This window comes from Arcticibacter sp. MXS-1 (assembly GCF_041902385.1).
Taxonomy (GTDB): Bacteria; Bacteroidota; Bacteroidia; order Sphingobacteriales; family Sphingobacteriaceae; genus Arcticibacter.
In genome coordinates this window covers 353,310-366,582 of sequence record NZ_CP169244.1, presented here as the reverse complement: position 1 = coordinate 366,582, position 13,273 = coordinate 353,310, and the positions used below count along the sequence as shown (strand labels likewise).

The following is a 13,273-nucleotide window of genomic DNA, read 5'->3' as shown; positions in this document are numbered from 1 at the left end:
AGAATGCAAATATATCTCAATACGTACGGTACATATCTGCATGTAAAAGACGACATGTTTGAAATAAGGGTTCCTGTTAAAGATGGAGTCCCCGCGAAGCAACATATTGCAGCACATAAGATCAAAACAATTGTAATTTCTACATCAGCTGCACTGAGCACGGACGCAGTACGGTTGGCACTAATGAATAACGTTGATATCATCTTTGCTCACGCCGACGGACATCCTATGGGGCGAATCTGGCATAGCAAGTTGGGGAGCACGACTAAAATAAGGAAAAGGCAACTTGAGGCTAGTCTTGGAAGTGAAGCTGTTGCTTTTACTAAGCTGTGGATAGGCGAGAAGATTGAGAACCAATGTGAATTTATACGTGGTCTAAAAAAGCACCGGCAACCTATCTCTGACTATCTCAACGACAAAATTAGTCGAATGGAGGATCTGTCACTTTCGCTAAGACAGCTAAAGGCTGATAAGATTGACCTGATTGCAGATACCATTCGCGGATTGGAAGGGACTGCGGGACGTCTTTACTTTGAGACCCTGAACTACGTACTTCCTGAGATGTACCAGTTCAACGGTAGGAGTATGCGCCCGGCTAAAGATTCTTTTAACGCCTTTTTAAACTATGGTTTTGGGATTCTATACTCTCAGGTGGAAAAAGTGCTGATGATTGCCGGGCTGGATCCTTATGTCGGCTTTCTTCATCGCGATGACTATAACCAGAAGAGCATGGTTTACGATTTCATCGAACCTTATCGCATCTTTGTAGAGACCACAGTATTTCGGTTGTTCTCTGCGAAGAAGGTGAACAAGGCTCACATCGAAGAGATTACAAATGGAGTGTCACTTAATAAAGAAGGTAAAGAGCTGCTGGTGAATAGCCTGAACAATTTCCTCGAAACGGAAACTGTGAGATACAGAGGAAGGAATCAAAGCAGGGCAAATGCTATGCAGCAGGATGCACATCGTTTCGCAAATGAGCTAATTCAGAATGCCGGTCCGACACCTGGCCATTTATAAAATAGCAAAATGATTATATGGGTAATGTACGATATAGAAAATGACCGGGTGCGAAGCAAAGTGGCGAAGCTATGCAAGCAGTCGGGGCTGTATCGTGTGCAGTTCTCTGTATTCCTTGGAACGGTGGACGAAAACGGGAAGGACTCGCTGCAGTTGCAGATAGAGGAATTAATTGATGAGAAGCAGGACTCGGTTTATATATTTCCCATGTCAAAGAGGGAGCTTCAGATGACTGCTCTCATGGGAAAGGCGTTTGATAAGGCTCTGGTGACTGACGAAGTAAAAGCCTTGTTCTTATGACTTTGACTCCTTCACATATCATTCAGTATTTGTACTGTCCGAGGTTTATTTTTTTGAACATGTGCTGGCAATCCCTCAGTATGAGGAACGGAAATATAAGGTTATGAGAGGCAGGGACGTGCATGACAAGAAACTGGAGCAAAATAAAGAATATCTGCGGAGGCGAATCGGGGTAACGGAGCGCTACTTGGATCAGTATATAACGAACGAAAGGATGAGAGGAAGGGTAGACGAAGTGGTTATGCTGGCAGACGGTTCAATGGCTCCCATTGACTACAAGTTTGCACACTATGATGAACGGGTTTATGAGACTTATAAAACCCAGTTATTCTGCTACGCCTTACTGATTGAGGATAACTTCGGCCGTGAGGTAAATAAAGGCTATTTGGTATATACCAGGAGCAGCAACAAGCTGATTGAGGTGGATATTAGCGCTCGGGATAAACAAATGGTGCTTGGGTGTACGAAGGAAATAGAGGACATACTTGATAACAATAGGTTCCCCAAAAGTACTAAATATAAGCAAAGATGCGTAGATTGCACTTACCGCAATATTTGCGTGAAATAGTATCATTCCGGGCGTTAATTTATTTTTAAAAAGTGAAAATGTCTATTCAATTGATTGATAAAGAGTGGTTTTTGTTTACGGAAATTAGCTTGAGAAAGCAAAAAGGAAGTTCTTTGACACGTTGTAATGTTGAATTTAGAAGTGTGATTTTTTACGCTAATAAACTGGTACATAGCGGTTTGTTTAGAGATACGACTTCCTGAGTACCTTCCAACAGAATAAGGATTGAAACTTCCGATAGACGCTAACTTGCTTCACGAGAAGGATGCCTTCCTGAGTACCTTCCAACAGAATAAGGATTGAAACTATCCCTCCCTGTTACGATTGACCTATCGGGGATGCTACTTCCTGAGTACCTTCCAACAGAATAAGGATTGAAACAGCTTAATGCCTGAACCATCATCTACTGCAGACATTCTTCCTGAGTACCTTCCAACAGAATAAGGATTGAAACTCGCAAAAGAAGTATGTGATCTATGGGGGCATACAAACTTCCTGAGTACCTTCCAACAGAATAAGGATTGAAACTCGCAAAAGAAGTATGTGATCTATGGGGGCATACAAACTTCCTGAGTACCTTCCAACAGAATAAGGATTGAAACCCATCTGCCAACTCGTATAACGGAGTTACATTCACACTTCCTGAGTACCTTCCAACAGAATAAGGATTGAAACCAGGGAACAGTTCCTGCTATTAAGGAAAAGATGAAGACTTCCTGAGTACCTTCCAACAGAATAAGGATTGAAACGCTATTATGTCTACCGCATCGATCCCTGAACGCTGCTTCCTGAGTACCTTCCAACAGAATAAGGATTGAAACTTCTAACCTGCTTGTTATTCGACTGATGGAACCAGCTCTTCCTGAGTACCTTCCAACAGAATAAGGATTGAAACGCTCTCCATGAGATGCTACTATATTTTGTAGATGCACTTCCTGAGTACCTTCCAACAGAATAAGGATTGAAACAGTGTTCATCAAAGCCTCCAATTAAGAATCCGTATACTTCCTGAGTACCTTCCAACAGAATAAGGATTGAAACAAGGATTGAACTTATTCTCAGCCTTGTAACCGTAGTCCTTCCTGAGTACCTTCCAACAGAATAAGGATTGAAACCCTCTGCCTTTTTTGCAGGGATGGAACGTGCCATCGCCTTCCTGAGTACCTTCCAACAGAATAAGGATTGAAACTACACAGGTGTTCCGGCTGAGGTGGCAGAGAAGGCCGACTTCCTGAGTACCTTCCAACAGAATAAGGATTGAAACCCGCAGCCTTCTGAAGCGCCCGCAAAACAACGTTCAACTTCCTGAGTACCTTCCAACAGAATAAGGATTGAAACACTGTGTTGAGCACTCTTACTGAGTGCGTGAGGCTGTCCTTCCTGAGTACCTTCCAACAGAATAAGGATTGAAACATGATCTTTACTTTCATAACCTCAAAAAGCCAAATAGCTTCCTGAGTACCTTCCAACAGAATAAGGATTGAAACACCCTTCCGAAATTAGAAACCTCATATTTGCCCTCACTTCCTGAGTACCTTCCAACAGAATAAGGATTGAAACAGTCGTCCGGGATCGCACCCGATTCCAATAGCCGGTTCTTCCTGAGTACCTTCCAACAGAATAAGGATTGAAACTCTATAGGTGTGTGCCTATACTGAAGAGTTGAAAACCTTCCTGAGTACCTTCCAACAGAATAAGGATTGAAACGAACTGGTATGATCACAGCGGGACCAGGACTGCAGTTCTTCCTGAGTACCTTCCAACAGAATAAGGATTGAAACTGAAAAGGCTGCTTTTATAGCTGGAATTAACTGGTACCTTCCTGAGTACCTTCCAACAGAATAAGGATTGAAACTACATCCCTACCATAGCTAAAGCCATAAGCCCCACAATCTTCCTGAGTACCTTCCAACAGAATAAGGATTGAAACGTGAAAGGAGGGTTGAAATTGCATACATCGAATACGTCTTCCTGAGTACCTTCCAACAGAATAAGGATTGAAACTGGTGAAGACGCTCCAATCTATTGCGAGATTAACGGGACTTCCTGAGTACCTTCCAACAGAATAAGGATTGAAACATATGGAGCCAATGCCAACCGTACGGCAACTTTTCCCTTCCTGAGTACCTTCCAACAGAATAAGGATTGAAACTAATTGATTTACTGGCGCCGGTTATCGCTGAATATCGACTTCCTGAGTACCTTCCAACAGAATAAGGATTGAAACAATATAATACATTTATATCATATATGTCAAGTAAAATACTTCCTGAGTACCTTCCAACAGAATAAGGATTGAAACAAGTGAAGCTGGAAGAGCAGGACAAGAAATATACTGCCTTCCTGAGTACCTTCCAACAGAATAAGGATTGAAACCGGAGTGCGTGCATTTCAGGTATCTCCATGATCCACTTCCTGAGTACCTTCCAACAGAATAAGGATTGAAACATTCTTAAATGCTGATTTCCACCAGCGTTTGCACGTCTTCCTGAGTACCTTCCAACAGAATAAGGATTGAAACATAGGGATGATATCAACATCACAAAGTCAGACATCGCTTCCTGAGTACCTTCCAACAGAATAAGGATTGAAACTACAGATCAACGGAATTCATCCCGCAGAGATAGAATCTTCCTGAGTACCTTCCAACAGAATAAGGATTGAAACACGCAAAAAATCAAACAACATAATTAATATACGATGCTTCCTGAGTACCTTCCAACAGAATAAGGATTGAAACCCTATATAGTATTCAGGGGTATTTTTACAGGACTACCTTCCTGAGTACCTTCCAACAGAATAAGGATTGAAACTAGGCATTATTATATAGTATTGGTAGTTATATATGGCTTCCTGAGTACCTTCCAACAGAATAAGGATTGAAACGCAACGTCAGGGGGCGGGGCGACCTTTTGGTGGATACTTCCTGAGTACCTTCCAACAGAATAAGGATTGAAACCATTGATACGGCTGCTTCCGTGTTATACGGACCACGAACTTCCTGAGTACCTTCCAACAGAATAAGGATTGAAACTAAAACCCTCTTCACTGACCGCGATCCCGTTAAGCCTCTTCCTGAGTACCTTCCAACAGAATAAGGATTGAAACACACTTCTATCACCCAGCGACTGAACGGTCTGGTTGAACTTCCTGAGTACCTTCCAACAGAATAAGGATTGAAACCCTGATACTTTCTATGATGGTGACGACGAAAGGTTTCTTCCTGAGTACCTTCCAACAGAATAAGGATTGAAACCCCTCCCCCTTCGGTCCCTGCTGCCTCAGCTACATAACTTCCTGAGTACCTTCCAACAGAATAAGGATTGAAACATGAATTCAATCATATCAGCATCACTTTGGGGATCAACTTCCTGAGTACCTTCCAACAGAATAAGGATTGAAACCAGACGGGGCAGTCCGGCCGGGGGCGGGGCTGAAGTCCTTCCTGAGTACCTTCCAACAGAATAAGGATTGAAACTGGAGCTACAGGTTGTGTATCTTCTGGCGGAGTTGGTCTTCCTGAGTACCTTCCAACAGAATAAGGATTGAAACTCTGCTTATGTAATAATCCTAGCGCTTTCGTGCGCTCTTCCTGAGTACCTTCCAACAGAATAAGGATTGAAACCTTTGTGGTGTAGGTGACCCAAAAGCCATTCTCTGTCTTCCTGAGTACCTTCCAACAGAATAAGGATTGAAACCCCATGTTCTGGTAGTTCTCATACCATGTAAGCTGCACTTCCTGAGTACCTTCCAACAGAATAAGGATTGAAACTATTATATAGCGCCCTCATTATTAGGTATTTTTGACTTCCTGAGTACCTTCCAACAGAATAAGGATTGAAACACTCAGGAGGATCGGTTAGTCTCTTCATCGGGTTAGGCTTCCTGAGTACCTTCCAACAGAATAAGGATTGAAACCAATTTATGTATTTGCACCTGTTTGCAGATCGAGATACTTCCTGAGTACCTTCCAACAGAATAAGGATTGAAACCTTTCCCACATGATATTCAGTATAGCAAACGGTGCATCTTCCTGAGTACCTTCCAACAGAATAAGGATTGAAACTCTTCCGGTTGATGAACTGCATTGCTTCCTTTGTCTCCTTCCTGAGTACCTTCCAACAGAATAAGGATTGAAACTCAAAGGGCAATGGGGTTTGAGCATCCTAGTGAAGAGATCTTCCTGAGTACCTTCCAACAGAATAAGGATTGAAACATACCATGATCCCTCAGGCGCCATAATGCTGAATGATCTTCCTGAGTACCTTCCAACAGAATAAGGATTGAAACATACCATGATCCCTCAGGCGCCATAATGCTGAATGATCTTCCTGAGTACCTTCCAACAGAATAAGGATTGAAACTAAAAAAGGAAAGGCTCCCGACGGCAATCGGGAGCCCCTTCCTGAGTACCTTCCAACAGAATAAGGATTGAAACTAAATGGTGGTGGCAGCCGGATTAATGTAGTTGCCGAAGCTTCCTGAGTACCTTCCAACAGAATAAGGATTGAAACTTCCGATAGACGCTAACTTGCTTCACGAGAAGGATGCTTCCTGAGTACCTTCCAACAGAATAAGGATTGAAACAGTGTTGTACTTTCCATTATGCTATTAATTAAGATTCTTCCTGAGTACCTTCCAACAGAATAAGGATTGAAACAAAAGCTGTTAGTACCAAACCTGTTATATAGCTCGGCCTTCCTGAGTACCTTCCAACAGAATAAGGATTGAAACTTGTTAATCCGGTAGCTTCATCTGATGTAGCACTGATTCTTCCTGAGTACCTTCCAACAGAATAAGGATTGAAACTTGATCAACAGGACAATTCGTGTGCTTGGATACGCGACTTCCTGAGTACCTTCCAACAGAATAAGGATTGAAACATCTGTTTCAGCCCCTGCCGTTCGGCCTGTTTAATACTTCCTGAGTACCTTCCAACAGAATAAGGATTGAAACCCAGGATGACCGACTTAATGTAATTTAGCGGTATACCCTTCCTGAGTACCTTCCAACAGAATAAGGATTGAAACTTTCTACTCCAGATTGTTACATATACTTCCATGATTCTTCCTGAGTACCTTCCAACAGAATAAGGATTGAAACCGGCTGAAACTACAGGCGTTCTACCCCAGCCAGTGAACTTCCTGAGTACCTTCCAACAGAATAAGGATTGAAACATTTTGGTGGCTGGAACAACACTTGGACAAAACTAACCTTCCTGAGTACCTTCCAACAGAATAAGGATTGAAACTTCCCCCAAAAACGGAGGAACTAAGATGCTGCTGGAGCTTCCTGAGTACCTTCCAACAGAATAAGGATTGAAACACCCGTCGCTTACGGGTGCAGGAGCATCGGGGACGTCTTCCTGAGTACCTTCCAACAGAATAAGGATTGAAACATTATTATAGTGTTATAGCGTTCCGTCCTCCATAAACTTCCTGAGTACCTTCCAACAGAATAAGGATTGAAACCAACCCCTGTGACACTAATCCCGTAACCTTGCAGCTCTTCCTGAGTACCTTCCAACAGAATAAGGATTGAAACATTAGCAAGCGGAGGTGCCTGGTGGTGGCAGATGGACTTCCTGAGTACCTTCCAACAGAATAAGGATTGAAACCGAGAAAGAAGCCGCTGTCTGATAAGACTCTGGAGCCTTCCTGAGTACCTTCCAACAGAATAAGGATTGAAACTCCTACTCCCAGGGAAGTGCTCGACAAAATGGGCATACTTCCTGAGTACCTTCCAACAGAATAAGGATTGAAACAGCTCATTCTCTAATAGAGCGATCCGGGCGAGCATGCTCTTCCTGAGTACCTTCCAACAGAATAAGGATTGAAACCAACTCAGAATGAAAGCGGACGGAATTAAATCCTTCCTTCCTGAGTACCTTCCAACAGAATAAGGATTGAAACATGCTCCAATGCTCTTCGATCAGATCGATCAGAATCCTTCCTGAGTACCTTCCAACAGAATAAGGATTGAAACTGCATGAACCTTATTATACTGGAAGAAACATAGGTGCTTCCTGAGTACCTTCCAACAGAATAAGGATTGAAACAAAATTCACCCTTAAAAATTACCCAAAATGTTGAACCTTCCTGAGTACCTTCCAACAGAATAAGGATTGAAACGGGAGTATATATGTATTGTAAGATGTGGTAGCACGGCTTCCTGAGTACCTTCCAACAGAATAAGGATTGAAACATGGCAAATTAAGCAGTAAGCAAGTTGAAGGCATCGCTTCCTGAGTACCTTCCAACAGAATAAGGATTGAAACAGTTCCTCTAGTTCCTCTAGTGTTGTAGCATCTTCGCTTCCTGAGTACCTTCCAACAGAATAAGGATTGAAACACATCAGAAGCTTTCACCCATCCATTTAAGGTTAGCACTTCCTGAGTACCTTCCAACAGAATAAGGATTGAAACAACATTCGGGGCTTGACTGGACACCGGAAGATATCTTCTTCCTGAGTACCTTCCAACAGAATAGGGATTGAAACTTGCGTATTTCGAGAACCTTGCGCGGTTGAGTAAGGACTTCCTGAGTACCTTCCAACAGAATAAGGATTGAAACTTGTTCCTGTTATCCGATCTTAGGCACTCGATGTTAAACTTCCTGAGTACCTTCCAACAGAATAAGGATTGAAACTACCCTAACTGGAACTGCGCCACATGCTTATATGTCTTCCTGAGTACCTTCCAACAGAATAAGGATTGAAACATGGTGTTAGGAATACCGGATCATACAGCTTGATGCACTTCCTGAGTACCTTCCAACAGAATAAGGATTGAAACCTTTCGCAACAGCCTGGTTGAACAAAGCCCATGTATTCTTCCTGAGTACCTTCCAACAGAATAAGGATTGAAACTCAACCTCTGTAGCCACCCCCTTGAATGTGAAAATGACTTCCTGAGTACCTTCCAACAGAATAAGGATTGAAACATGAAACAATCTTTGCCAGATCGCTATTGAGTTCACCTTCCTGAGTATCTTCCAACAGAATAAGGATTGAAACTTCTTTCTATATGACAGATAATCATGTACTTTCTAAGCTTCCTGAGTACCTTCCAACAGAATAAGGATTGAAACTTTACTAGAAATTTACAGCTATGGCAACGGTAAAAGTCTTCCTGAGTACCTTCCAACAGAATAAGGATTGAAACCGGCACCGTTTGTGATCCCGACAATTATCGCGACGACTCTTCCTGAGTACCTTCCAACAGAATAAGGATTGAAACCAGATCCTTCCAACCCGATTGCAGTCTCAGCAAACGCTTCCTGAGTACCTTCCAACAGAATAAGGATTGAAACTGGTTCTTCAGAAAAAGGGAACCAAAACAATCGAGCTTCCTGAGTACCTTCCAACAGAATAAGGATTGAAACCAAAGAAAACTCAGTTGCATTCAAAGACGAGGAAAGCCTTCCTGAGTACCTTCCAACAGAATAAGGATTGAAACCAGTGAACATGTCTGCCATCTCTTGCGTGGTGTAGTCTTCCTGAGTACCTTCCAACAGAATAAGGATTGAAACTCGAGAAGCACCACAAGACAATGACAACGACAGAGACTTCCTGAGTACCTTCCAACAGAATAAGGATTGAAACTAAGAAAAAGCCTTTTTTGAAATTTTTTCGCCGGAACTTCCTGAGTACCTTCCAACAGAATAAGGATTGAAACCGAATAATCGCGTCAGGTGCATTATCCATGTCTGGAACTTCCTGAGTACCTTCCAACAGAATAAGGATTGAAACTTGAACTATATTGCTATGAAAACACTTGAAGATTTCCTTCCTGAGTACCTTCCAACAGAATAAGGATTGAAACTCGAGCTCCTCTTGCTCTTTGCGTTTCCGTTCCGCTTCTTCCTGAGTACCTTCCAACAGAATAAGGATTGAAACTTAAATACTTATCCGTGCACCCGAAGGGTATACAAAACTTCCTGAGTACCTTCCAACAGAATAAGGATTGAAACTGGAGGATGGAACGTTATGAAACCGGCAGAACTAGCCTTCCTGAGTACCTTCCAACAGAATAAGGATTGAAACAACAATAAAACTATGACAACCATCAAATTTTACGACCTTCCTGAGTACCTTCCAACAGAATAAGGATTGAAACCTCCCTCTGTTAGCTTATTCTGATAATACAGTTCTTCTTCCTGAGTACCTTCCAACAGAATAAGGATTGAAACTTGCCTTCAGTTCCTTAACTGCTTCGTCAAGCCTTGCTTCCTGAGTACCTTCCAACAGAATAAGGATTGAAACACACCTCCATCACCCAGCGACTAAACGGTCTGGTTGACTTCCTGAGTACCTTCCAACAGAATAAGGATTGAAACTTTAGTCCGCAGTCTGTAAATGTAGACAAAGCCACAAACTTCCTGAGTACCTTCCAACAGAATAAGGATTGAAACATGTCCTCTTCTACTGGTTCCTCGAACCATAAAGGACTTCCTGAGTACCTTCCAACAGAATAAGGATTGAAACCCTGACGTGGGTAGTGAAGGAGGTTTGCAAGTTTTTCTTCCTGAGTACCTTCCAACAGAATAAGGATTGAAACAGCATTTTCTGATCTCGCTAAATATTGGGTACGCTGCTTCCTGAGTACCTTCCAACAGAATAAGGATTGAAACAACATGTCCTGGTTGAGGAACGATATAATAGACCTACTTCCTGAGTACCTTCCAACAGAATAAGGATTGAAACGCGCTGTATCTATTGTAGCTGCAGCCGTAAACTCTCTTCCTGAGTACCTTCCAACAGAATAAGGATTGAAACGCGCGGATTCTGTACCCCGAACAGAACAACCCCCGCCACTTCCTGAGTACCTTCCAACAGAATAAGGATTGAAACAGGTAAGAATTAAAACTATGGGCGGTTACCGCACCATCTTCCTGAGTACCTTCCAACAGAATAAGGATTGAAACCCTATCGTCTGCAGGGTATAAGCCAGATTGTCGTTACTTCCTGAGTACCTTCCAACAGAATAAGGATTGAAACCAATGAATTTCATAAAGTTCTCTGCCGTGTATCCAGCTTCCTGAGTACCTTCCAACAGAATAAGGATTGAAACATAGTGCCGTCCTTTTTCTGAACTGCACTATCGGCACTTCCTGAGTACCTTCCAACAGAATAAGGATTGAAACTAGTACATTTGTATTATGCCAAATCCAAAAGAACAGGCTTCCTGAGTACCTTCCAACAGAATAAGGATTGAAACATAACAGAGGCAGAAAATAGCAAGTTAGCTGATTTTTCTTCCTGAGTACCTTCCAACAGAATAAGGATTGAAACAAATCTCACTAAATCATACCGCGTCTGAATAGCTGGCCTTCCTGAGTACCTTCCAACAGAATAAGGATTGAAACAACTCGCGCTTAAAAATCTCCTTGGTGAGAGTCTTGCTTCCTGAGTACCTTCCAACAGAATAAGGATTGAAACTCGCATGGTTGTACCCTTTTTCCCTTATCTCAAACTGATCTTCCTGAGTACCTTCCAACAGAATAAGGATTGAAACCATACTCTAAGGAGGCGAAGAAAGAAGATGCTCAACTTCCTGAGTACCTTCCAACAGAACAAGGATTGAAACTGGCTTCGCTGGACGGAAAGGGGGTGCAGGGTGAATCCTTCCTGAATACCTTCCAACAGAATAAGGATTGAAACGGTATACGAGTAATTACGGGGGCGCGATTGAGGTTGACCTTCCTGAGTACCTTCCAACAGAATAAGGATTGAAACTCAGGAAGCTAATGAAGGCGTATGAATTGGAGCATGGACTTCCTGAGCACCTTCCAACAGAATAAGGATTGAAACTGTTTTAGGGAAACGCAAGTAAAGACAACGCGCTCCCGACAGAATGAGGGTTGAACCAGTAAATCCTTTACCTCAATCTTATCAACATTCAGCGGAATGAGCATGAAAGACAAACGGTGTGTGTCCAGCGTGTAATTTATGAGAGTCTTTTTCATCAACCCATAGAATGAAACTTCGCTTACATGTGTAAACAAAGTGCTATATTTCTCGCGCTTTTCTGATAAAATAAAGATTGAAATACGATCCCAGCTCAGATAGGTTTTTACAAACGGTTTCCAGTATAATAAGGATTGCATTCAGGTGACGGGTAGGCGAATCGGGCTCTATCCCGCTTTAGGCTAAACGAATGATTTTATTGTTAAACAGTATTTAGGGAAATTATCCCAAAGGTATTATTATAACTTTTCGGAGGAAGAGATCTGCCTCAGAAAAGATAGCGATTTCCAATATCCGTTTAACTAGAGACGCCTGATTATTTCTATCTTGCATTTCAGGTAGCCTTATTTGCAAGGCGGACAAAAACAGTACTTTTACTGAATAAACTTTATCGTGCTACTCAGTAACCAATTATGAAAGAAACGGTCGTTCGCACTCACAATTTGTCGTTTTGGTATCATGGGAAGAAGCAGGTAGTTCAGCAGGTCAACCTGGAGGTAGAAAAAGGAGCCATTTACGGTTTTTTAGGGCCCAATGGTGCAGGAAAAACGACTACCATTCGCTTGATCCTTGGTCTGTTATCGCCCCGGGAGGGAAATGTGGAGCTTTTTGGGAAATCGCTTCCTGAGCATATGCCCGGCGTCTTCGCCGGAATCGGCTCTTTGATTGAGGCGCCTGCTCTTTATGAGAACTTGTCGGGCTATGATAACCTCGACATCAACAGAAGGTATCGAGGCCTGGATAGAGAACGCATGCACGAGGTGCTCGACCTGGTGCGTCTCGGTGATAGTGCTCACAAACGGGTGAAGGAGTATTCGCTGGGTATGAAACAGCGGCTCGGTCTTGCCATTGCGCTCTTGCCGGATCCTCCTTTGCTTATTCTGGATGAGCCTGGTAATGGCCTTGACCCCAACGGCCTCATTGAAATCAGGGAGCTGCTGCTGCACCTGAACAGGGTGAATGGGACCACCATTCTGATCTCTAGTCACCTGCTGTCGGAGATCGAGCGCATTGCTACTCATATCGGCATCATCAACCGGGGGGCATTGCTCTTTCAGGGTACCATGGATGAGTTGCAGCGGCGCAAGGCTCATCAGCGGACGGTGCTTTTCCGTACGGATCAGGATCTTCTGGCCAGGTCTGTGCTCGAAAGGGAAGGGCTTTCGGTAAACGGAACTGAGGCGCTCAGAGTGGCATTCCGCAGTGATGAGTACACGAAGGAAATGACTTCCTTGCTGGTAAGGGAAGGACTGGGCATTTATGAAGTGAAAGTAGAGGAGAGCGATCTGGAATCGCTGTTTTTTGACATAACGGAGGGCGAACAATGAGCTTTGATCAATTATCTGTTGTTGCTGAGCTGAGGAAAACAAAGAATTCTTTTGCTTTATGGTTCACGATACTGGCTGCAGGATTTGTCCC

Annotated in this window: 4 protein-coding genes and 1 CRISPR repeat array; all 4 genes read left to right on the top strand. The window is 43.0% G+C overall.

Features of this window, described 5'->3' with window-relative positions; all coding sequences use genetic code 11:
- Positions 1 to 3: 3 nt before the first annotated feature.
- Positions 4 to 1,020, top strand: a complete 1,017-nt coding sequence (cas1, locus tag ACES2C_RS01370; RefSeq protein WP_374165236.1) for a CRISPR-associated endonuclease Cas1 — start codon at positions 4 to 6, stop codon at positions 1,018 to 1,020.
- A gap of 9 nt (positions 1,021 to 1,029) precedes the next feature.
- The gene (cas2, locus tag ACES2C_RS01365) at positions 1,030 to 1,320 is read left to right on the top strand and encodes a CRISPR-associated endonuclease Cas2 (RefSeq protein WP_374165235.1); all 291 of its coding nucleotides are present in this window, start codon (positions 1,030 to 1,032) and stop codon (positions 1,318 to 1,320) included.
- Positions 1,321 to 1,354: 34 nt separating this feature from the next.
- Positions 1,355 to 1,888, top strand: coding sequence for a CRISPR-associated protein Cas4 (cas4, locus tag ACES2C_RS01360; protein WP_374166888.1), 534 nt, complete (start codon positions 1,355 to 1,357; stop codon positions 1,886 to 1,888).
- A gap of 195 nt (positions 1,889 to 2,083) precedes the next feature.
- A CRISPR array of direct repeats spans positions 2,084 to 11,698; the repeat unit is 37 nt; unit sequence CTTCCTGAGTACCTTCCAACAGAATAAGGATTGAAAC.
- A gap of 569 nt (positions 11,699 to 12,267) precedes the next feature.
- The gene (locus ACES2C_RS01355; protein ID WP_374165234.1) at positions 12,268 to 13,182 is read left to right on the top strand and encodes an ABC transporter ATP-binding protein; all 915 of its coding nucleotides are present in this window, start codon (positions 12,268 to 12,270) and stop codon (positions 13,180 to 13,182) included.
- Positions 13,183 to 13,273: the final 91 nt, after the last annotated feature.

What these genes read in the sequence shown, in the direction of transcription:
- cas2 (WP_374165235.1), top strand. Translation starts at nt 1,030, where the DNA reads ATGATTATATGGGTAATGTACGATATAGAAAATGACCGGGTGCGAAGC.
- cas1 (WP_374165236.1), top strand. Translation starts at nt 4, where the DNA reads ATGCAAATATATCTCAATACGTACGGTACATATCTGCATGTAAAAGAC.
- ACES2C_RS01355 (WP_374165234.1), top strand. Translation starts at nt 12,268, where the DNA reads ATGAAAGAAACGGTCGTTCGCACTCACAATTTGTCGTTTTGGTATCAT.